General features: G+C 65.2%; 19 protein-coding genes. 5 read left to right on the top strand and 14 right to left on the bottom strand.

Annotated features, from left to right (window positions below; all coding sequences use genetic code 11):
* The 6 genes from CG716_RS17100 to CG716_RS17125 form a co-directional block, all read right to left on the bottom strand.
* On the bottom strand, positions 1-690 hold the full coding sequence (locus CG716_RS17100) for an esterase (protein ID WP_094481808.1): 690 nt from the start codon (positions 688-690) through the stop codon (positions 1-3).
* A gap of 206 nt (positions 691-896) precedes the next feature.
* A complete protein-coding gene (locus tag CG716_RS17105) occupies positions 897-2,309 on the bottom strand; it encodes an NCS2 family permease (protein ID WP_094481700.1) in 1,413 nt (470 codons plus the stop codon).
* Positions 2,310-2,332: 23 nt separating this feature from the next.
* Complete coding sequence (locus CG716_RS17110; protein WP_094481702.1) at positions 2,333-2,851, bottom strand: Rv2253 family sensor-like surface protein; 519 nt, start codon at positions 2,849-2,851, stop codon at positions 2,333-2,335.
* Positions 2,844-3,512, bottom strand: a complete 669-nt coding sequence (locus tag CG716_RS17115) for a VldE C-terminal domain-containing protein (protein WP_094481704.1) — start codon at positions 3,510-3,512, stop codon at positions 2,844-2,846. The genes CG716_RS17110 and CG716_RS17115 overlap by 8 nt, the downstream gene beginning before the upstream one ends.
* A 266-nt stretch (positions 3,513-3,778) precedes the next feature.
* The gene (locus CG716_RS17120) at positions 3,779-4,804 is read right to left on the bottom strand and encodes an NAD(P)H-dependent amine dehydrogenase family protein (RefSeq protein ID WP_094481810.1); all 1,026 of its coding nucleotides are present in this window, start codon (positions 4,802-4,804) and stop codon (positions 3,779-3,781) included.
* A 46-nt stretch (positions 4,805-4,850) separates the two neighbouring features.
* Positions 4,851-5,861 (bottom strand): aromatic ring-hydroxylating dioxygenase subunit alpha, encoded by a 1,011-nt coding sequence (locus tag CG716_RS17125; protein ID WP_165774187.1) that lies wholly within the window; start codon positions 5,859-5,861, stop codon positions 4,851-4,853.
* 59 nt (positions 5,862-5,920) lie between these two features.
* Between CG716_RS17125 and CG716_RS17130 the strand changes: the two genes are divergently transcribed.
* Together CG716_RS17130 and CG716_RS17135 are read left to right on the top strand one after the other, a co-directional pair.
* Positions 5,921-6,547, top strand: coding sequence for a TetR/AcrR family transcriptional regulator (locus CG716_RS17130; RefSeq protein ID WP_094481812.1), 627 nt, complete (start codon positions 5,921-5,923; stop codon positions 6,545-6,547).
* Positions 6,548-6,623: 76 nt separating this feature from the next.
* Positions 6,624-7,406 (top strand): SDR family NAD(P)-dependent oxidoreductase, encoded by a 783-nt coding sequence (locus CG716_RS17135; protein ID WP_234817881.1) that lies wholly within the window; start codon positions 6,624-6,626, stop codon positions 7,404-7,406.
* 6 nt (positions 7,407-7,412) lie between these two features.
* On the opposite strand, the gene aceA is transcribed toward CG716_RS17135, so the two are convergent.
* Positions 7,413-9,716, bottom strand: a complete 2,304-nt coding sequence (gene aceA / locus CG716_RS17140; protein WP_094481708.1) for an isocitrate lyase ICL2 — start codon at positions 9,714-9,716, stop codon at positions 7,413-7,415.
* Between the two features lie 471 nt (positions 9,717-10,187).
* On the opposite strand from aceA, the gene CG716_RS17145 reads away from it, so the two are divergent.
* Both CG716_RS17145 and CG716_RS17150 read left to right on the top strand, forming a co-directional pair.
* Positions 10,188-11,399: an MCE family protein gene (locus CG716_RS17145; RefSeq protein WP_094481710.1), complete on the top strand. Its 1,212-nt coding sequence runs from the start codon at positions 10,188-10,190 to the stop codon at positions 11,397-11,399.
* 22 nt (positions 11,400-11,421) lie between these two features.
* Positions 11,422-11,619, top strand: a complete 198-nt coding sequence (locus CG716_RS17150) for a ferredoxin FdxE (RefSeq protein WP_094481712.1) — start codon at positions 11,422-11,424, stop codon at positions 11,617-11,619.
* An 89-nt stretch (positions 11,620-11,708) separates the two neighbouring features.
* Here the strand turns inward: CG716_RS17150 and CG716_RS17155 are convergent, their stop codons facing one another.
* The 7 genes from CG716_RS17155 to CG716_RS17185 all read right to left on the bottom strand — a co-directional run bounded on the left by CG716_RS17155 (position 11,709) and on the right by CG716_RS17185 (position 19,667).
* Complete coding sequence (locus CG716_RS17155; protein WP_420093199.1) at positions 11,709-12,215, bottom strand: peptidoglycan endopeptidase; 507 nt, start codon at positions 12,213-12,215, stop codon at positions 11,709-11,711.
* 364 nt (positions 12,216-12,579) lie between these two features.
* On the bottom strand, positions 12,580-13,491 hold the full coding sequence (locus tag CG716_RS17160) for an enoyl-CoA hydratase (RefSeq protein WP_094481714.1): 912 nt from the start codon (positions 13,489-13,491) through the stop codon (positions 12,580-12,582).
* A 29-nt stretch (positions 13,492-13,520) separates the two neighbouring features.
* Positions 13,521-15,002: an AMP-binding protein gene (locus CG716_RS17165; RefSeq protein ID WP_094481716.1), complete on the bottom strand. Its 1,482-nt coding sequence runs from the start codon at positions 15,000-15,002 to the stop codon at positions 13,521-13,523.
* Positions 14,987-15,769 (bottom strand): SDR family NAD(P)-dependent oxidoreductase, encoded by a 783-nt coding sequence (locus CG716_RS17170; RefSeq protein ID WP_165774188.1) that lies wholly within the window; start codon positions 15,767-15,769, stop codon positions 14,987-14,989. The genes CG716_RS17165 and CG716_RS17170 overlap by 16 nt, the downstream gene beginning before the upstream one ends.
* On the bottom strand, positions 15,762-17,330 hold the full coding sequence (locus CG716_RS17175; RefSeq protein WP_094481718.1) for an AMP-binding protein: 1,569 nt from the start codon (positions 17,328-17,330) through the stop codon (positions 15,762-15,764). Before CG716_RS17175 ends, CG716_RS17170 begins: the two co-directional genes overlap by 8 nt.
* A 5-nt stretch (positions 17,331-17,335) precedes the next feature.
* Positions 17,336-18,076, bottom strand: a complete 741-nt coding sequence (locus tag CG716_RS17180; RefSeq protein WP_094481720.1) for a GntR family transcriptional regulator — start codon at positions 18,074-18,076, stop codon at positions 17,336-17,338.
* Position 18,077: 1 nt separating this feature from the next.
* On the bottom strand, positions 18,078-19,667 hold the full coding sequence (locus CG716_RS17185) for a Vgb family protein (protein WP_094481722.1): 1,590 nt from the start codon (positions 19,665-19,667) through the stop codon (positions 18,078-18,080).
* A gap of 174 nt (positions 19,668-19,841) precedes the next feature.
* On the opposite strand from CG716_RS17185, the gene CG716_RS17190 reads away from it, so the two are divergent.
* A complete protein-coding gene (locus tag CG716_RS17190) occupies positions 19,842-20,687 on the top strand; it encodes an SDR family NAD(P)-dependent oxidoreductase (RefSeq protein WP_094481724.1) in 846 nt (281 codons plus the stop codon).
* The last annotated feature ends 5 nt before the right edge of the window (positions 20,688-20,692 follow it).

Below are 20,692 nucleotides of genomic sequence, written 5' to 3' on the forward strand. Positions count from 1 at the left end.
TCAGGCCAGTAGCGGGTCGATGGCCGCGCGCGGAACCAGTACCTGGGTTGCGCCGGCTGCTTCGGGCAGCAGCTGGCCCTGGCTGAAGAAGAAGATCACGCCGTCGTTGGTGATCGCGAAGTCCTGATAGCTGGCGGGGTCCATGCCGGTGGTCGGGTCGACGATGACCGGCTGGCCGGTTTGCTTCTGCAATTCGGAGACCACGATGGGGAAGACGACCTTCAGCGGGTCGGCGCCCGGTTGCCACAGCGTGTCGTAGGTGATGGGCTTGCGGTAGGTCTGATCCCAGTTGAACGCCTTGAACGACGTCTCCGGGTGCGCGCCGCCGATGTTCTCGTAGTTCTGCAGCACGACGGACTGGGTGCCGCGCGGCGGGACCGATGAGCTGTAGCTGGTCGCGGTGATGTCCAGCTCGTAGGGCACGTTGAGCGGGTTGGAACTCTTGGCCACATTGAGGAAGCCGTCCCGGGTCTGGCTGACGTAGTCCGAGATCGACTTCAGGTCGGGGTAGTCGCTGGGGAAGCCGATGCTGACCTGGTAGGCCGGATTGGACTGCTGGATCTGGCAGGTCTGGCCGTTGTCGACGCCTTTGAGGTCGGCGCAGTAGTTCTTCGGCGCCGCCACGGCGATACCGGGAGCACTCGCGACTGCGATCGCCGTGACCAGCGTCGCCATCTTCAGCGTGCGCATATCCAGATCCTCCTCAGTGCCGGCGGCACGAACACCGCGGACACAGACTAGGTCATGATTGCGCCGTGAAGTGGTGCGCCGTGATTTGCCGACGATTCCGCATATAACGCCGATGAGCGGCGGCCCGGTCGGCGCCCACCCCGGAATCCAGCTGAATCTCATCGCAATCCAGTAACCGAGTCTCCGTCCGGCCGGCATCTGAATTTTCACTTGACGAGCAGTGATTCGATTCCGCCGCGGGTGAAGTAGAGAACGAAGCCGGCCGCGACGATCCACAACAACGGACTGATCTCCCTGGCCTTGCCGGCCGCGGACCGCACCACCACCCACGTCACGAACCCGACACCGATGCCGTTGGCGATGGAATAGCTGAACGGCATCACCGCGACTGTCAGCACCACGGGCAGCGCGACCGAGAACTCCGAGACGTCGACGTGGCGCAGTTGGGAGAACATCATGGTGCCGACGATGACCAGCGCGGCCGCGGCGACCTCGGTCGGCACGATCTGGGCCAGCGGCCCGACGAACATCGCGGCCAGGAAGAGCGTGCCGGTCACCAGGTTGGCCAGTCCGGTGCGGGCACCTTCCTCGATGCCTGCGCCGGACTCGATGAACACGGTGTTCGACGACGCCGAGGTGGCACCACCGACTACCGCGCCGGCGCCTTCCACGATGAGCGCCGAGCGCAGCCGGGGGAAGTTCCCGCGGTCGTCGGCGAGACCGGCTTCCCGCGACAGCCCGGTGAATGTGCCCATCGCGTCGAAGAAGTTGGCGAACACCAACGTGAACACCAGCATCGTGGCGGCCAGGATGCCGATCCGCCCGAAGCTGTCGAAACTGAGGGCGCCCACCAGGGACAGGTCGGGCAGGGCGAACGGTGACCCGGACAGCGTCGGAACCGACAATGTCCAGCCACCGGGCCGGTGGGCCGCTGAGCCCAGATGCCAGATCGCCTCGATGGCGACCGCGACCACGGTGCCGGCCACCAGCCCGATAAGAATGCCCCCGCGGACCCGGCGCACCACGAGGATTCCGGTGACCATCAGCGTGAACACGAACACCAGCGTCGGGATGGTGTTGATCGATCCGTGGCCGCCGCCACCGAGTCCGACTGGGGGAGAAGGCAATCCGGTGGCGGAGATGAACCCGGCGTCAACCAGCCCGATGAACATGATGAACAACCCGATGCCGGCCGTGATCGCCAGCTTGAGTTGCATTGGTACGGCGTCGAATACGAGTCTGCGCAGCCCGGTGACGGCCAGCGCGACGATGATCAGGCCGTTGATGACCACCAGACCCATCGCCTCGGGCCAACTGACCGTACCGACAACGGTGGTCGCCAGGAATGAGTTGATCCCCAGCCCCGCGGCGAATGCGAACGGGAGCCGCGCGAAAACACCGAACAGGATGGTCATCACCCCGGCGGCCAGTGATGTGGTGGCCGAGACCTGGGCGAAACCAAGCTTGTTGCCCGCCACGTCGGCGGCACCGGACAAGATGATCGGATTCAGCACGACGATGTAGGCCATCGCGATGAACGTGACCACGCCGCCTCGAAGCTCGGCGCCGATCGTGGTGCCGCGAGCGGTGATCTCGAAGAAGCGATCGAGACGATTCATCCTTGGCACCCTAGGGGTCGAGGCTAGGCGGACGGGACCGCGGTCACCGGGATGACGACGGTCCCTTGGCAGGCGCCGCTGTCGATCGTGGTCTGGAAGGTGCCGGCCAGCGATCCGTCTGGCTGTGGCGTGTAGGCGGTCACCGAGTTGGCCGGGTCGTAGGTGATCGTGCCGTCGGGCAGCGTGCAATCCCATCGCCAGCTGTTCGACCGCGACCATTGCGAACCGGTCCACGCGAATGTCGTGGATTGCGCGACGTTGTCCTTGGGCGTCGGCCCGTCGAGAGCCGAGGCGATGCAGGTGCCCGACGAACAGTCCGTCGTGATCTTGTACGAAGCGGTGTAGGGCGTTTCCTGCTGCGTGGCCGCGATACTGGTGCCCGACTTCTGGTCGGTATGGAAGGTGATCTTGTACCAGCCGCCCCAGAACGGCTCGTCCGCGTGCGCGACCGGGACTGCGATGACCAGTGCTGCAGCGGATACCAGCAGACTTCGGCGCGCTAACCGGCGCTGGGCGCCTGAATTCGCGCCGAAATCAGCCAAAGTATGTCTCGCCGCCGGTGGGATAGCCGCCGCCGTCTGTGGCGATGTGCACGTGGGTGTAGTGGTTCGCGTCATCGCCCCCGAGATTAGGCATCAGGGACGGCTTGCCGTTGTGGTCATACATGACACGCCGCCAGATCACGTGATTCAGCGAGAGCCGGTCAGCGTTGGCGAGCGCGAAGGACGCGATTCGGTCGCCGAGCTCTTTGCCTTCCGGGCTCTGATAATTCGGGATCATTACATCGATGGCCATGCCCATGGGATGCCATTTCAACGCGTCCGGCCGTACTCCGCCGATGGTGCGGATCTCCGGGAAGTAGGCGCTGACGAGACGCTCGGCCAGGATCGTCTTGATCTGCAAACCCTTTTCGATACCGACGCCCGCGGGAAGTGCACGCAAGATCGTGCGGTTGACGGCGCTTCTGCTGGCCACCAGTTCGGCCTGGGTCATTACGACGTAATGTCCGCTGATCAATTCGGCCTTCAGATCCAAGGGGCCCGCGGCCACCAGTTCGGCGCAGCACCGCGGGTGGCTCTGGGTCAGCTTGGCGGGCAGCGCGCCGCTACTGGCGGAGAGCATGGCGGCCACCGGCAGTACGGCGAACACAACCACGGCGACAGACCACCGGCGCCGTGGCTTGGCTAACCGATGTCTGCCCACGGACGGCACTCTATCTGGACAATTCCGGCGGTTGAACTCGCTTCGCTATCTTCTGTCCGGCGCCAGAGGGGGGCTTAAACCCGCCATCGACGGTACGTGAGGTTGCTGCCGATTCCGCATCCGGCCCCAGTGAAAATGTCGAAGCCCACCGCCGATTGAGCCGTTGAACTGTGTGTTCATCTTCTGTTCGCCGAACCGAATCCGGACCGATACTGTTGGGTATTCAGTTCGCTCCTGGGCGCATCAGCGAACGCCCATTCGGGGCGTTACTTTTTGAATCGGCCGGCGAATCCGCGCAATGGCAGGTCCGCACTCGTGATGAGCCCCGGCGGGGCAGCCACCACCGCACGGATCGCGTTGAGGGCCGGCAAGCCGGTGACCGTCATGCCGATGGACGCGAACGAGTCCGGGTTGGACAGATCGACGCCGGGCTTCGGGAAGATCATGTGCTTGTTGTAGACGTGTGGATCGCCGGTGATCTGGGTGATGTAGCAGCCCCGGATGTTCCAGCTTGGATCGGTGTGCGGGGTCATCTGCCACTCGAGGTGCGTCTCCACCCGGGGCACCCCGTCCACCATGCCTTGGTATTTCAGGTAGTTGCCGCCCAGCGAGCCCTTGGGCATCTGTATCCACCCGAGGTCGACGTCCTTGGTGCAGGCGCCGAGCTCGTAAGTGAACTTGACCTCGTCGAGTTCGAGGTCGAAACAGTCGGCCATCATCAGCACGCTGTCGGCGAAAACGCGGGTGTACTTCTCGAGCTTGCCCGGCAATGACGGGTCGTCGACTGGCAGGCCGTAGCCGACCTCCTTCCAGGTCTCCTGCGAGTGGTGGCAGGACACGTCGACGGACTCGATGGTGGTGATGTTCTCGATCTCGGCGACGTCGGCGGAACAGACCACCCCGAGAATCTGGTTGACGCCGGGGTTCATGCCGGTGCCGTAGAACGTGGAACCACCCTTCTCGCAGGCCTCTTGGAGGAGTTGCGACACCTTCTTGCCGGAGGGATGCGGGTGGTTGGTGTCGCGGTGCCAGCCGGTGATCCAGTCGGCGGTGGTGACGATGTCGATACCTGCCTCGAGCACCTTGACGTAGAGATCCTCGTCGGGAAACACACCGTGAAAGGTCAGCACATCGGGCTTGGCCGCGATGATCTCGTCGACCGAACCTGTTGCGGTGACACCGATCGGCGCCAAGCCCACGATTTCACCGGCGTCGCGGCCGATCTTGTCCGTGGAGTAGCAGTGCAGACCGATCAGCTCCAGATCGCGGTGCTCTCCGATCCGCTTGATCATCTCGGTGCCGACGTTTCCGGTCGCCACCTGGAACACCCGAATCGGCTTATTGGCTGACACTTTGTGGTTCTCCTTGGTGATCGGGTTGGTAGAACTGGTTGGCCCACTTGCGGATTGCAGTGAAGCCGTCGAATTCTGCGGCGGCCAATCCCGGCCGGTGGGTGTAGCGCTGGTGTTGCCAGATCTCGATATCGGCGGCGAATTGGTCGATCACCGCCTGCCCGAACGCCTGCGCCTTGGCCTCGGCTTTCGGGCTGTCGTCGCCAGGCACACGGCCGATGTAGACCATGAACCGGACATCGGAGGTGTTCTCGTCAACGGGGGTGACCGCCGAGATGGTGCGGTTGTCGACCATGCCCCAACTCTTGGTGACCGCGACGCCGAGCCCGCCGTTGATCGCCTCGACGCCGCTGTTGATGTCGTCGATGATCTGGCCCTCATCACCTTCGAAGGTGATGGTGAAATCCACATACGAGACCGGCTCGTCGAAGTCGTGCCGGGTGAAGAGCGGCACGATCGGCGTCTGGTGGACGAACTTGAAATGTGCGAAGTCGACGCCGTTTTCGAGAACGTACTGCGGATGCAACTCAAGCTGGGTTCGGTACAGCCGGGCCTGCGGGTAGTAGTCGGCGGCGGTGCTGTCGTCGCCGAAGTCGCCGAAGATGTCCGGCACGTCGAAATACGGCTCACGGCCGGCGGTGTCGTACCAGAGGTACACCGACGAATTGCGTTCGACCGTCGGATAGGTCGGGATGCGGCGACCGCGATTCGGCCTGTCCTGGTAGGGGATACAGACGTTTCGCCCTTCGTTGTTCCACTGCCACCCGTGGAACGGGCACTGAATGACCTCGCCGACCACCGTGCCGCCGTAGCCGAGGTGGGCGCCCAGATGTTCGCAGTAGGCGTCCATCACGGTCACCATGCCCGACTCTGCGCGCCAGGCCACCATATCGGTGTCGAAGTACTTCATCCGATGGACCTCGCCCACCGCGATCTCGTCGGACCACGCCACTTGGAACCAGCCGGTGGGCTTCATCGACAGAGACGGTTTTGCCACGCAGGCGAGTCTAGAAATAGTTCATAGAAGTGTCAATGAATCTGGGATACGATCCCGGGATGGCGGAAGCGGACAGTGCGCGGCGACGGCCGAACAAGCGCGGTTCGGCCACGCGCGAGAGCCTGCTCGAGGCCGCGCTGACCGCACTCGCGTCCGGTCATCCGGGGGCTGTCTCGGCCAACCGCATCGCCAAGGAGGCCGGCGCGACGTGGGGCACCGTGCAGTATCAATTCGGCGACACCGACGGCTTTTGGGCAGCCGTGCTGCGCTATACCGCGGAGCGGCGGGCCAACATCTTCACTCCGCCCGACACATCGGCGAGCCTTCGCGACCGCGTGGCCGGCATCATCGACACGCTCTACGACGGCCTGACCAACCGGGACTCCCGTGCGATCGAGAACCTGCGCGCAGCGCTGCCCCGAGAACATGCCGATCTGGAACGGGAGTACCCGCAGACTGCCGCCGAACTGTTCTCGTGGGGGCAGGGGTGGCAGGAGACCTGCCAGAAAGCCTTCGCGGATCTGCACGTGGACCCGCAGCGCATCCGTGAGATGGCCTGGCTGATTCCCGGCGCGATGCGCGGGATCGCGTCGGAGAAGCAACTCGGCAGCTATGGAGATCTTGACGAGGCCCGTCGCGGGCTGACCAACGCGATCGTCGCCTACCTCGACGACGGGCGCCGGTAGCCGCTCGGCAATTGGGCATGCTTACCGTAATACTTCCAGTACGGTATCGGGTGGTCGCCGACGAGAGGGTGCTGGAATGAACATGCCGGATCCGCGCGAGCTGTTCTCGCTGACCGGACGGGTCGCCATCGTGACGGGTTCGACGCGCGGTCTAGGGCGGGCGATGGCCGAGGGATTCGCGCACGCCGGCGCCTCCGTCGTGGTCACCGGGCGCGATCCGGATCGGTCTAGCGTTGCGGCAGAACAGATTCGGTCGGCCACCGGGCGGGACGTGATCGGCCTCGGCTGCCACATGGGGGATTGGGACGCGATCCCCGGCTGCGTCGAACGCGTCGTCGGGCATTTCGGCCGGGTCGACGTCCTGGTGAACAACGCCGGCATCAATCCCGGTATCCAGTCGCTCGACGACGTCTCGCTGGAGCTGTGGCGCAAGGTGTTCAGTGTCAACCTCGAGGGCGTGCTCCGCATGAGTCAGTGCGTCGCGCCGGTCATGCGGGACGCCGGCGGCGGCAGCATCATCAATATCGGCAGCACCCAGGGCTACGAGGGCAGCCCGGAGGCAGTCGCCTATGGCGCCTCCAAAGCCGCCTTGCGCCACTTGACGGTGATGATGTCGAAAGTGTGGGCGCCGTGGAAGATTCGCGCGAACATACTCAGCCCCGGCTCGTTCCTGACCGACATCCTCGAACGCGCCGAAGAGTTTCAGCCGGGAGCGCTGGCCTGGCTGGCCAGTCTCAACTCCCAGAACCGGATCGCCAACACCCACGAGATCGTCGGCCCGGCGCTCTATCTCGCGAGCGCGGCGTCATCGTTCGTCACCGGCGACGACATCACCGCCAGTGGCGGCATGCACAAGTAGGCGGGTTCAGTCCTCTTTTGCGATCAGCCGCTTGAGTGCCGCCTGGTCAGGCTCGAGCAGCTCGGCGATCCGGTCGTGGTTGACATCGGCGACGATGATTTCGCCGACGTCCTTGTGGACGTCGCTGAAGATGCCGTGCGCCTTCATTTTGTCGGCCTGATAGATGTTGTCCTCGGTCGGCGTCACGTAGTACACGGCGTCGGCCTTGAACCGGTGCACCATCCACAAGTGGATCAGCGTCATCAGGCGCTTCTGCCGCAGCTTCTCGGCAAAGGTGTTCTGGTCGCGCACCGTCAGGATGCTGCGGCCGTGCCGGTCCTTGATCGGGTCGACGAGGACGTTGGCGAGCAGCTCTTCCTCGCCGCCGTCATCTCGGGTACCCCAGATGCCGAGCTCGAGGACCTCGCCACCGGCCCGGCGGGGCCGCAACGTCACCCGCAGCTTCTCACCGAGCTGGTAGTGCTCGCTCCACAGCGCCAGCCACTCCTCGAGGAGCTTCTTGGGCACCTCGGTCTGCACCAGATGCTGATGCTGCGTGGATCCCTTGCCCATCGACTTCGTGGTCGCGGTGCGACCCGATGACGCGGCGAGCGCGGCATCGCTTCGCGGCCCACCGACGAGCGTCTGCGGTGTGCGGTAGGGCGATTCGACCAATCGCATCTTGCGCTGCAACCGAGCCAGCGCCAGCATGCCGTCCTGGCGCAGGGCCGTCGCGAACTCCTCGGCGGCGACACCGTCGATCTGGTGACCGCCGTAGGTCATGAAGTTGAAGACGAAGCCCATCTTGGCCAGCTCTTCGGGGAAGGCGCGCATCTCCTCGTCGCTCATGCCGGTGGTGTCCCAGTTGAACGAGGGGGACAGGTTGTAGGCCAGCATCTTCTCCGGGTACACCGCGTGCACGGCTTCGGCGAACTCGCGGGCGTCAGCCAGGTCGGCCGTCTTGGTCTCCATCCAGAGAATATCCGCAAACGGTGCTGCGGCAAGCGATTTCGCGATCGCATACGGGATTCCGCCGCGCACCTGGTAGTAGCCCTCGGGGGTCTTGGCGCGCTCGGGATCCCACGGCGCATCCACACCGAGTTCGCGGGCCTTCTCCCTGGCGGCGTACAGCGACGCCGTATTGGCGAACGCGAGCCACTCCGCCGGGTTCATCTCGTGCGTCTCGCCCTCGCCCTCGCGGAACTTCAGAAGTTCGGCCACCGCGTCGGCGTACGTGTCCAGCCCTGCGTCGTCCTGCCACGCGTCGACGAACTTGGACTCGACCTTGTCGAACAGCGCATCAAGCGAGCGTTCCCGGCCGTCGCGCCAGGCGGCGGCCTGTTCGGCGACCAGGTCGACGATGCCCTGGCGCCGCAGCCACGCATCGGCCACCGCGTACTCGCCGTCCGGCAGGGCGTAGAGCAGGTGCCCGTTTAGCTCGGTGACTCCGGCCTCGTAGAACGAGCGCACCATCGCCAGGAAGCAGGACTTGTACGGCGGAACCTTGAGGTTGGTCGCGCCGAGCAGGAATGGCTGGTCGCGCTCGTCGGCACGGCTGTCGATCAGGTTGGCCGCCTCGGCGTCGGTGCGAGCCACGATGATGCCCGGCACATTCATGATGTCGAGCTGGAAGCGGGCGGTGTTGAGCCGCTTGAGCTGCTCGTCGGACGGCACCAGCACCTTGCCGCCCTGATGGCCGCACTTCTTGGTGCCCGGACGCTGATCCTCGATGTGATAGCCGGGCACGCCCGCTTCAACAAAGCGCCGAATCAGGTTGCGCACGTGCGGATCTCCGCCGTGGCCGGTGTCCGCGTCGGCGACGATGAACGGCCGATAGTCGACGGCTGGAGTTGCCGCGCGTTGTTCGGGGGTCATCTGCAGGCGCAGGTACTGCTGGTTGCGGTCGGCGGTCAGCAGTGCACGCACCAGCCCGGCGGCCTCGTCGGGAACCTGGCTCAGCGGGTAGCTGGCGAGGTCGGGGCCGGGATCCTCGGTGGTCGAGCCCTTGGCCGACGTCGCCCAGCCGCCGAGGTAGATGCCTTCGATGCCCATCCGCTTCATGGTCACGGCCTGGCCCGGCGAGTACGGGCCGAAGGTGGTGATGCTCTTCTTGGCGGAGAAGAGTTCGCGCAGGCGTTTGTAGAACGCGGCGGCGGCTTCCCGCGCGACGGTGTGGTCGACCGGGATCGTGCCGCGCTGTTCGACGACCTGCCGCGCGGTGTAGAGCCGGGTGATTCCCTCGAACCGCGGACTGTCGATGTAGCGCTGCGTCTCGGCGACCTCGCGCTCGAATGGGGACTCGGTGGTGGCATCCGCTTCGATGATGGACATTGCGTCTCACGCTCCTCGCTGAGCTGGTTCCCGCACCGGCGACAACCCCGGGCGGCGATTTCGATTATCCCGACTCCACCGGCAACCGGTGTGGCTTTGGCACCAGTTCGGGAGAGCCTGATGTTCCCGCGCTGCTGGGCCGGGGCCCAGCAAATTCGACGGATTGCACAATTCGGTGTTTACGGCGGCAGTTGCGATAATGCACATCCCGCATGGAATCGGTTGTGTCCCGCGATGTTCCGAGGCGATCCGTGACCTATTCGACTATTGACGATGGCGAAAGCTGAATTGTTCGTCTGGTCGTCGCGGCGAATTGTGTCGATGCTGTTCATTCGGTGTACAAGATCAGGTACATTCCTTTGGTCCGTCTCACCGACCAGGGGTTGGGGAGGCGGGTGCCTTTTCTCGTTGGGGTCGGGGTCAGGGAGGCAGCATGTCCGGCGGTTGCCCGCGGGATGACGGCCCCTACGGATGGACCGTGCGGTGAGCTGGCGCGACCGGCCTCCGCTGAAGACCGCCGGTCTGGTGTTCCTTGTTGTCATCGCCGCCGTCGTCACGCTGATCTTTCTGCAGTTTCGCGGTGACCTCACCCCGAGCGCAGCGTTGACCATGGTTTCCAGCCGTGCCGGCCTGGTGATGGACGCCGGCTCGAAGGTCACCTACAACGGGGTGGTCATCGGACGGGTTACCAAGGTCGCTTCGGCCGAGCGCGACGGGAAGACGATCGCGAAGGTGTCGTTGGAGGTCAACCCCCGCTATCTGGCCAGCATGCCGGCCAACGTCAACGCCGACATCAAAGCCAGCACCGTATTCGGTAACAAGTACGTGGCACTCACGACACCGAAGAACCCGTCGGCCGCCCGCATCAGCAATTCCCGGGCGATCGACGCATCGTCGGTCACCACTGAGTTCAATACGCTCTTCGAGACCGTCACGTCGATCGCGGAGAAAGTCGACCCGGTCAAGCTCAACGTGACGCTCTCGGCGACTGCCGAAGCGCTCAACGGGCTGGGCAGCAAGTTCGGGCAGTCCATCGTCAACGGCAACGCGGTTCTCGATGACGTCAACCCGCAGATGCCGCAGATCCGCCGGGACATCCAGCGGCTGTCCGATCTTGCCGACGTCTACATCAAGGCCAGCCCGGACCTGTGGAGCGCACTCGACAACGTGGTCACCACCGCGCGCTCGCTGAACGCCCAGCAGAAGGACATCGACGCCGCGCTGCTGGCTTCCATCGGTTTCGGCAACACCGGCACCGATATCTTCGAACGCGGCAAGCCGTACTTCATTCGCGCCATGTCGGACTTGGTGCCCAGCGCGCGGCTTCTGGACACATACAGCCCGGAGCTGTTCTGCAGCTTGCGAAATATTGCAGAGGTGTCACCCGCTGCGCTGGATGCCTTCGGCGGCAATGGGTACTCGCTGAGCACGATGACCGAGATCTTGGGCGCACCCAATCCATACGTCTATCCCGATAATCTGCCGCGGACCAATGGTCAGGGCGGCCCGGGTGGGGCGCCGGGCTGCTGGCAAAAGGTCGACCGCAATTTCTGGCCGGCGCCCTACTTGGTGGTCGACGACGGAGCCTCGATCGCCCCCTACAATCACTTCGGACTCGGCCAGCCATTGCTCACCGAATACGTGTGGGGTCGCCAGGTCGGCGAGAACACCATCAACCCCTGACGATTGTGGTTAGCCTGAGCCGATGCGGGTTCGTCTCGAAAGGTCCCGATGCGTGGGCCATGCGCAGTGCTACGCCGTCGATCCTGAGCTGTTCCCCATCGATGATTTGGGTTATTCGATCCTCGAGGACCATGAGGTTGCGTCCGAGGATGAACAGATCACCCGCGCGGGAGTGGCGTCCTGCCCGGAGGAAGCGTTGATACTCGACGACGACGGCTGAGAAACCCGCTGCGCGGCAGCGGATTTAATGCCTGCGTATCAATCAGCCACACTGCCGGGGGAAGCAGTGCGGCTGATTGATCGGACTTTCTAAGCGGGTTGGGGAGCGAGATCGCCTGTCGGCGGCGCCATTTCGGCGACAGCAGGCACGATGTCACCGGCGGGCGGCGGGGGAGCATCAGCGGCATCGGGCGCCGGCGGTGCCAGCGGGTCCTGCATGTCCTGAGCGGGCATCGGCAGATACATGTGGTGGGTGAACTGCGACTGATAGGCGCCGCCGCCGCCAATCCGCACGCCGCCGCCCTCACCGCTGGACACCGGGGTGCCGTCGGGCAGCGTGACGGCGGTGTGGCGGCCGTTCCAGCCGATCACGAGAGAGTTCGGCGCGGTTCCGTAGTGGAATCCGCGGGCGAGGAGGGCGGCTTCCTCATTGCCGGTGTTGAACCGGCTGCCGTATACGGGCCTGTCGGTTGCCACATTGGACACCCAGGAGGCCAGGCCTGAACAGTCCGTGCCAGCCGGACTGTCCCCACCGGGGATGTACGGCGTGCCCGACACCTGAGTTATCAGGCTCATCAACGTCGCGATAGCAAACATGCAGCCGAAACTAACAACAAACTTGTGCCCATACCAAAGTCTGTGTTTTCCAACACGTTTCGCGAATTGGTGTGTTCTACACCTCAATTTCTCTGAGGAATCAGAACTGAATCGGAATTTGCCGCTTTGCGCGATCTGCGAATTAAAGCCTATAGCAGGCATTTTCACCAATCCGATGCTGGCGGGCTCGGAAACGCCTGCCGTAGGACTCCTCAGGTGTTTTTGGGGTGCGTGACGGGTATGTAACCACTTGATCGATTCAGCTGAGCCACAAACGGTGCTTTGCCGTGATGGCCGGCGTGCGCACAAAACAACGCCGGCTGCACGGTCGAAACCGCGCAGCCGGCGTCAAATCAATGTGGGATCAGCCCTCGGCCCGGACCTGGTCCTTGACCGCCGGCACGATCGGCGGTGCGGTCCGCCAGTTCGGCAGGCCGTCTTCCTCGAGGCCCACCGGCCAGCCGTTCTCGTGCACCTGAGCCCAGTGTGAGTGGTTGAGCTGGTGCAGCGTGAAGCAGGCGTTCAGCGCGTTGTAGAAGCCCATGTTGTCGACGGTCTGGTTCACCGCTTCCTTGGCCAGCAGTGCGGCCATGGTCGGCACCTCGGCGATCCGCCGGGCGAACTCGAGAGTCTTGTCGGCGAGCTCGTCTTGAGGGAACACCTTCGAGATCATGCCCAGTGAATAAGCCTCGTCCACCGTCATCGCGTCGCCGGTGAGCATCAGCTCCTTGGTCTTGCGGGGGCCGAACTCCCACGGGTGGGCAAAGTACTCGACACCGCACATGCCCAGTCGGGCGCCCACGACGTCGGCGAAGCGGGTGCCTTCGGCGGCCACGATCAGGTCGCACGCCCACATCAACATGAGCGCGGCCGCGTAGACGTCGCCGTGCACCTGCGCGACGGTGATCTTGCGCAGGTCGCGCCAGCGGCGGGTGTTGGAGAAGAAGTGATGCCACTCTTGCAGCATCAGGCTTTCCGCACCCTCACGGGTGGCACCGTTGACCTGAAAGCTCGGATGCTGGTCTGGTCCCGGAGTGTGTTCGGCACGCGACACCGCGGACCCGAGGTCGTGGCCGGAGGAGAACATCGGGCCGTGACCGCCGAGGATGACCACCCGGACTTTGTCGTCGGCCTCGGCCCGCAGGAATGCCTCGTTGAGCTCCACCAGCAGGCCGCGGTTTTGCGCGTTGCGCGCCTCGGGCCGGTTGAGCATGATGCGCGCGATGCGGCCTTCATCGAGCTCTTCATAGGTGAGGAACGTGTAATCCTGGGGCATAGCGGCATTCTATGCAGAGGAGAATGTCGTTACCCGAGCCGGGCGCGCAATTCGCGTTTGAGCACCTTCCCATAGCTGTTCTTGGGCAGGTCGTCGACGAGAACATAACGCTTGGGGCGCTTGAACCGCGCGATCCGGTCCAGTAGGTGGGCATCGAGTTCAGCGTCGTCGGCCGAGCCCACGATGAAGGCCACGACCACTTCGCCCCACTCGGGATCCGGCGCACCCACCACGCAGGCCTCTGCCACGCCCGGATGCTCCAGCAGCGCCTCCTCGACCTCTCGCGGGTAGATATTGCTGCCGCCGCTGATGACAACGTCCTTGGAGCGATCCCGCAATGTCAGAAATCCCTGCTGATCGAAAGACCCCATGTCGCCGGTGTAGAGCCAGCCATGTTTCAACGTGTCGCGGGTCGCATCGGGGTTGTTCCAGTAGCCGGACATGACCACGTCGCCGCGGCAGACGATCTCGCCGATCTGGCCCGACTCGACGGGCGTACCGTCCTCGCCCAGCACAGCCACCTCGACCCCGGAACGTGCAGTGCCGACCGAGCCGAGGATCGCGTCGTCGTCGGACTCGTGGTCCGCGCGGCGCAAACCGGTGATCGTCATCGGTGATTCGCCCTGGCCGTAGATCTGGGCGAAGATCGGCCCGAATGCCGCCATCGCCTTCTTGAGGCCGTCGACGTACATCGGCCCCCCGCCGTAGACGATGGTCCGCAGGGCGGCCGGCGCATGTCGACCGGTGCCGACGAGGCGCTGAATCATGGTGGGCGCCAGGAAGGCTGACGATCCAGAATGGCTGGCGCACAGGTCCAGAAATTCATCAGGGTCGAATGCGCCCGACGCGGGGACGACCTGGCGGGCGCCGCGCAACACGTAGGGGGCGATGTAGAGCCCCGAGCCGTGTGACATCGGGGCGGCGTGCAGCAGGCTGCAGTTCTCGTCGGGGGAGTCGATATCAGCCAGGTGCGCCACGGTCATCGCGGTGAGATTGCGGTGCGACAACATCGCTCCCTTGGAGCGACCGGTGGTACCGCTCGTGTAGAACAACCAGGCCAGCGTCGACGGATCCGTCGAGGGCGGTGCCAGCGGTGATGCGGTGAAGAGCTGCTCGTAGTCCGGCCCGCCGATCAGCTCGACGACGACCGGCGACTGCGGTGTCAGTTCTGCTGCGATCTTCGGTGACGCGAATACCGTTGCGGCGCTCGAGTCTTCGATAATCTGCACCATCTCGCGGGGATGCAGTTTGAAATTCACCGGGACGACCACACATTCGGCTGCCCACACCGCATAGAACAGTTCGACGATCTCGGCCCGGTTCTCGCTGGCGATCGCGATCCGCTGACCAGGTGCGTAGGTGCGGCGAAGGGAGGCGGCCAGACGCAGTGCGCGGTCGCGTAGCTGGTTCCAGGTGTGCAGCTGCTCTTCGCCCCGGAAGACTGCACCGCGGTCGCCGAATCGGGCGGCGGCCTGATCGAGGGTGGCGAACAGGTTCACCGGGCGACCCACTCCGAGGACAGTGCGAAGTCCGACAGGTATTTGGTGGAGCTCCAGCCGCCGTCTACCACGATGGTCTGCCCGTTGATGAAACTGCCCGCGGGAGAACACAGGAACGCGACCGTGCCGGCGATGTCCTCGACCCGACCCAACCGGGTGTGCGGCGTCATCTCGGTCTGCATCTTCCGAAAGCCCGGGTCTTCGAGCCGATGTTCGACCATGGGCGTCACTGTCACGCCGGGGGCGACCGCGTTACTGCGGATTCCCTGCGCCCCGTACTGGCAGGCGATGTGGGTGGTCAGTGCGGTCAGGCCGCCCTTCGCAGCGGAGTAGGCGCCGCCACGCAGACCACCGACCACCGCGAACGTCGACGTGACGTTGATGATCGCCGAACCCGGCCGCATGTGCGGAATCACGTCCCGGGCCAGCCGGAACGGGGCGCGCAGCATGACCCCCAGAAAGTAATCCAGTGTCTCGTCGTCGGTTTCGTGCAGCGGCTTGGGGCTGCCGACACCGGCGTTGTTGATCAGGAAGTCGATGTGGCCCCACCGCGAGACCGCCAGATCGACGATCCGCTGCGGAGCGTCGTCCTCGGTCAGATCGACCGCCAGCGTGCCAACGCGGTCGGTATCGCCGATGGCCTCGGCCAGTCCGGCCAGCCGTTCGGGATCGCGCCCCGTGCCGACGACGGCCATCCCCATCTCGGCGAGCTGTGTGGCGCACGCGAATCCGATGCCGCTGCTCGCCCCGGTCACCACCGCTACCTGTATGTCACCCATCCGCCTCGACCAATCTCGCTCGGATCCGATGTTTGAGTACCTTGCCGGCGTCGTTCTTGGGCAAGGTGTCCCACACGACGACCTGTTCGGGCCACTTGAATTTCGCGACGCCCGTGGCCTGCAGGAAGTCGCGCAGGTCGGCGACGCCGAGACCCGATTCGGCGTCGGTGACCACCACCGCGCAGGCCCGCTCCCCGGTGCGGGGGTCGGGCAGCCCCACGATCGCGATCTCGCGGATGTCGGGATGGTCCAGCAGGACGTCCTCGACCTCCTTGGGTGAGATGTTCTCGCCGTTGCGGATCACGATGTCCTTGGCTCGGCCGGTGACTACGAGATAGTCGCCGTCGACCCAGTGACCGAGGTCGCCGGTGCGGAAGTAACCCTCGCTGTCGAAGGCATCCGCCTCATCCTCGGGATGCAGGTAGCCCAGTAGCATCTGCGGTCCGCGCGCCAGGATCTCCCCGTCGGCGATCACGACCTCGGCGATTCCCGGCTTGCCATCGGTATCCGCGGCGTGTTCGAGGTCGTTGTCTGCGCCGACCGTCATAACGGGCACCTCGGTGGAGCCGTACACGCGGGTGACGACCGCGTTTTCGAAATACCTTGCGGCGCTGTGGATCAGCGCAGGGGGGACCGAGGCGCCGCCGCAGATGAACACCCTGAGGTCAGGTAGCCGGGTATCGGCGCGTTGGGCGGCGGCCAGGAGGTGCTGCAGGAACGGTGTGGCGCCGGACATGTGGGTGCAGTGCTCGCGGAGCATCAGTGCGACCGCGGCGTCGGGATCCCATCGGTCCATCAGTACCGCGGTGGTGCTGAGCAGGATCGGGAATTCGAAGGCGTAGATCGAGCCGCCGATATGGGCGATGGGGGAGGGCACGAGGTACGTAGAACCCGGCACAACCCGCCAGTGCTCGCCGAGCTGGCGGATCAACGCGTGGATGGAATTCTGACTGTGCAGAACACCTTTGGGGCGACCTGTGGTGCCAGAGGTGTACAGAATCATCCGGACCGCGTCAGGGTCCAGCTTCGGCGGCGTCAGCGGCGCGTCGGCGTCGGCCAGCGACTCGAACCGGATCTGCCCCGGCTGCGGTTCGCCGCGGACGACGACCACAATCGGCGGGTCAGGCATCGACGCGGTGACTCGGTGCAGCATCACCGCGTAGTCATACCCGCCGAAGTCCGCAGGTATGAAGATCATTCGCACGTCGGCGTCGGCCAGGATGAAGGCCAGTTCGTGGTCGCGTAGCGACGGCAAGATCGGGTTGACCACCATGGCCGCCGCGGTCGCCGCGTGGTAGATCAGCGCCGCCTCGTGCCAGTTGGGGAGCATGAACGACACCACGCTGCCGGCGGGCATCCGGCGCAGCATCGCGGCGGCCAATTCGTTGGCCCGGTTGTGCAGGGTTTCGCAGTCCAACCGGACCGGGCCGTCGACGACGACCTCTCGCCGCGGGGTGTCGTGCGCGGCGGTCTGCAGCGCATCGACCAGCGTTTCGCGTACCCACAAGCCACTGGCGTAGGCCCGCGCGGCCAACTCGGAATCCCGCTGTGCGGTGCGCACTCCGGCTACCCCTTCACCCTTCGCATCGTCATCGAGTGGCGGAACCGGGTACCGGGATGGGTGTTCACGGTCACCTGTGCGATCTCGCCGTCCGAGGTCGTGTAGGTGCGCTGCATCTCCAGCGCGGGTGCGCCCGGCTCGACCTTGAGCCCGGCGGCCAGTTCCGCGCCGACTTGGACAGCGGAGATCTCCTGCCGTACTTCGACGACGCTGAGCCCGAAGAGGTCCTCGATCAGGGGGAAGATCGGGCCGGTGTGGTTCTGCAGCATCCGGCCGACCGCGGCGAAGGCACGGTTGATGTAGTACTCGGTACGGCAGACCGGAGCGTCTGAGCCCTCGGCGCGGCGGAACCCGCGCACCGCCAGCCACTGTTCGCCGACTTGCAGACCGGTGCGCTGAGCGAGATCGTCGTCGATGGTGGCCATGGTGATCGATTCGATGGCGAAGCGGGCGCCGGTCGCGAACGCCAGCAGGTCGTTGATCGACACGACATCTTGTACGTACGCGTGTGACGACGGCCGCGGCACCACCATGGTGCCTGCCCGTGGCCGCGACGACACCAGGTTGTCCTCCCGCAGCCGGCGAAGCGCCTCGCGAACGGTGTAGCGGCTCACCGAAAAGCGTTCGCACAGTTCATGTTCAGTCGGTAGCTGGGACCCGACCGGATATACCCCGTCGACGATCTCCTTGCGCAGCGTGCGGGCCACCTGGATGTAGCGGTGGTCGCGGGACTCGGTCTGCGGCATCTCAGGCCTGCCGGCGGATGGCCAACACGCTGCCGTCGGAATCCGCGGAGACATACAGGGTGCCGTCCAGCCCGGCGGCGATGCCGGCGAACGGCCCCTGAGGTCCGGAGAACGGCGGCATGCCGCGCAACGGCTTCGGGGTGACCCCGGGCGGAGCGCCGACCGGAAGACCGGACGCGATGGTCTGGCGTGATCCGCTGGACAGATTCACCGCGATCAGCGACTTGGCGTCCGTGTCGACGATGTACAGCAGGTCGCCGTCGACCAGAATGCCTTGCGGGCAGCCCAATCCGTCCACCACCGGCTCCGCGGTGCTGCCGTCGACCTTGACCACACGGCCACGCTCGGAAACCAGCGGGTTGCCGTCCGGCCCGATCGCCACCCCGACGGGGGTGTCGAGCCCGGAGGCCAGCACCTCGGTGCGGCCGGCATCCACCGACAACAGCCGGCCGGTGCCCTGTTCGACGGCCACGATCCCGCGCGGGCCGATTGCGACGCCGTAGAGCTGATCCAATCCGTCTGCCAGGAAATCACTTTCGCCGTCCGACGGACGAAATCGTGCCACCTGTCCACCCGATGTCGTCACCACGAACTCGCCCGGTCCGGTCGCGGTCACCCCGCGCACAAAGCCGGGGTAGCCCGGACTGAACAGCATGCCGAGGGCATGGAGGGTGCCGTCGGCGCGCACGTGATAGAAGTACGTGCCGTCGGCGACGTACAGCTCGCCGTCGGATCCGACCGTGAGATCCAGTGGCCAGTTCAGGCCGCCAGGCAGCACCGCACGCGTCCGCAGGCCGTCGAGAACCTCGGAGATCTCGCCGGTGAAGTTCGAGACGAACAGCCTCTTCCCGACGAAGGCCAGGTTGTCCAGGCCGGGGTTCAGATTGGCCAGCACCGTCTGCTCACCAGTGCGCGGATCGATCCGCAGAACCTGTCCGCTGTGCACCTGGGTAGAGACCAGCTGCCCCTGGGAGTCAAACTTGACGGCGTCGGGCACACCGAGACCAGTCGCCACCACTTCGGGGGTGCCGCCATCGGGGTCGATGCGCCAGATTTCGTTGGCGCCCATCACCGGGAAATACAGCAGCCCGTCGGGCCCGACCTCCATGGCGTTGGGAGAGGGCACGTTCTCCAGCAGGATGCGTTGCCCGCCGGTGGCCGGATCCAGTTCCATCAGCCGGCCGCCCTCACGGCACTCGCCGATGAACAACCGGCCGTGGTGCACGGTGATCCCGTTGGCGCATGGCAGGTCGTCGCGCAAGACGCGCGTGGTGCCGTCGCCGGCGCGGACGCTCACCCGGCCGTCCATCACCTCGGTGGCGTAGAGGTTTCCGGCGTCATCGAATGCGACATCGTCGGGGGCGATGATGTCACCGCCCTTGGCGCTGACGGTATCGACTTCGCCGGTGCCGATGTTCAGTGCGCTGATCTGGCTGCCGGTCACCTGGGCGATGTAGACGCGGCCGTCGGGACCGGTGCGCAGGCCGTTGGCGCCGAAGAGCCGGCTGGGCGCGGTGCGGCGCTCGACGGTCCAGCCCTCGGCCACGACCGGCGGCTGGGCGAGGGTGAAGCGCGCATCCTGCGGAGTCATCGGCGTGACGGTATCAAGCGAAGTTAGTCCAGACAATAGTTCCCGCCTATCTTCGGCGACCCCCTTGACGGTGCTATAACTGCTGCGGAATCATGTTCTCCAGTCAGCAGAGTCCCATGTTTTGTCCGTACAAATAGGCGAAGCTCCGGACAAAACTGTGAACGAAAGTGAGTTATGGCGGATCTCCTGAGGCTCGACGGCCGCATCGTGGTGGTGTCGGGCGCCGGAGGCGGCGGCATTGGAACGACCGTGACAGAGATGGCCGCACGCGCCGGTGCGACCGTCGTCGCCGTCAGCCGCTCGCAGGACAACCTCGACCAACATATGGGGCCGCTGGTCGACGACGGACTGTCGATCGTGCCGGTGGCTGCCGACGCGTCCACCGACGCCGGGATCGCGACCGTTCTCGACGCGGTGCGCCGCACCGAGGGCCGTCTCTACGGACTGGTCAACATCGCCGGCGGCGCCGCGCCCTCGACCTGGATGCCGGCTACCCGGGTCAGCCGCGCCGACTGGCGCGAGCTGTTCACCGCCAACCTCGAGACCATGTTCTTCATGAGCCAGGCGGTGGCCGCCGAGATCCGGTCGGGCGGTGGGCCGGGCTCGATCGTGTCGGTGTCGTCGATCAGCGGGATGAATACCGCGCCCTTCCACATCGCCTATGGCACCGCCAAAGCGGCGATCGTGGCGGCCACCCGCACCATGGCCGTGGAACTGGCGCTCGACGGCATCCGTGTCAACGCTGTCGCGCCAGGCGTCACCGAGACGGCAGCGTCGCGGACATATGTCGACAACGACCCCGAACGCGACCGTGCCGCTATCGCGATGGGACGGCGGGGGCGTCCCGAAGAACAGGCCGGCGCGATCCTGTTCCTGCTTTCGGACCTCTCGAACTACGTCACCGGTCAAACCTTGCTCGTCGACGGCGGTTTGAATCTGCGATGGACTCACCTCGGCGCCGACAACACGTCGCTGTTTCTCTCCGACGACGACTTCCGCAACGAAATCAGCAGGCCCTGAAAGGA

Origin of the sequence: Mycolicibacterium sphagni (assembly GCF_002250655.1) — a bacterium.
Lineage (GTDB): Bacteria > Actinomycetota > Actinomycetes > Mycobacteriales > Mycobacteriaceae > Mycobacterium > Mycobacterium sphagni.

What these genes read in the sequence shown, in the direction of transcription:
- CG716_RS17100 (WP_094481808.1), bottom strand. Translation starts at nt 690, where the DNA reads ATGCGCACGCTGAAGATGGCGACGCTGGTCACGGCGATCGCAGTCGCG.
- CG716_RS17105 (WP_094481700.1), bottom strand. Translation starts at nt 2,309, where the DNA reads ATGAATCGTCTCGATCGCTTCTTCGAGATCACCGCTCGCGGCACCACG.
- CG716_RS17120 (WP_094481810.1), bottom strand. Translation starts at nt 4,804, where the DNA reads ATGATCAAGCGGATCGGAGAGCACCGCGATCTGGAGCTGATCGGTCTG.
- CG716_RS17130 (WP_094481812.1), top strand. Translation starts at nt 5,921, where the DNA reads ATGGCGGAAGCGGACAGTGCGCGGCGACGGCCGAACAAGCGCGGTTCG.
- CG716_RS17135 (WP_234817881.1), top strand. Translation starts at nt 6,624, where the DNA reads ATGAACATGCCGGATCCGCGCGAGCTGTTCTCGCTGACCGGACGGGTC.
- aceA (WP_094481708.1), bottom strand. Translation starts at nt 9,716, where the DNA reads ATGTCCATCATCGAAGCGGATGCCACCACCGAGTCCCCATTCGAGCGC.
- CG716_RS17145 (WP_094481710.1), top strand. Translation starts at nt 10,188, where the DNA reads ATGGACCGTGCGGTGAGCTGGCGCGACCGGCCTCCGCTGAAGACCGCC.
- CG716_RS17150 (WP_094481712.1), top strand. Translation starts at nt 11,422, where the DNA reads ATGCGGGTTCGTCTCGAAAGGTCCCGATGCGTGGGCCATGCGCAGTGC.
- CG716_RS17155 (WP_420093199.1), bottom strand. Translation starts at nt 12,215, where the DNA reads ATGTTTGCTATCGCGACGTTGATGAGCCTGATAACTCAGGTGTCGGGC.
- CG716_RS17160 (WP_094481714.1), bottom strand. Translation starts at nt 13,491, where the DNA reads ATGCCCCAGGATTACACGTTCCTCACCTATGAAGAGCTCGATGAAGGC.
- CG716_RS17170 (WP_165774188.1), bottom strand. Translation starts at nt 15,769, where the DNA reads ATGGGTGACATACAGGTAGCGGTGGTGACCGGGGCGAGCAGCGGCATC.
- CG716_RS17180 (WP_094481720.1), bottom strand. Translation starts at nt 18,076, where the DNA reads ATGCCGCAGACCGAGTCCCGCGACCACCGCTACATCCAGGTGGCCCGC.
- CG716_RS17185 (WP_094481722.1), bottom strand. Translation starts at nt 19,667, where the DNA reads ATGACTCCGCAGGATGCGCGCTTCACCCTCGCCCAGCCGCCGGTCGTG.
- CG716_RS17190 (WP_094481724.1), top strand. Translation starts at nt 19,842, where the DNA reads ATGGCGGATCTCCTGAGGCTCGACGGCCGCATCGTGGTGGTGTCGGGC.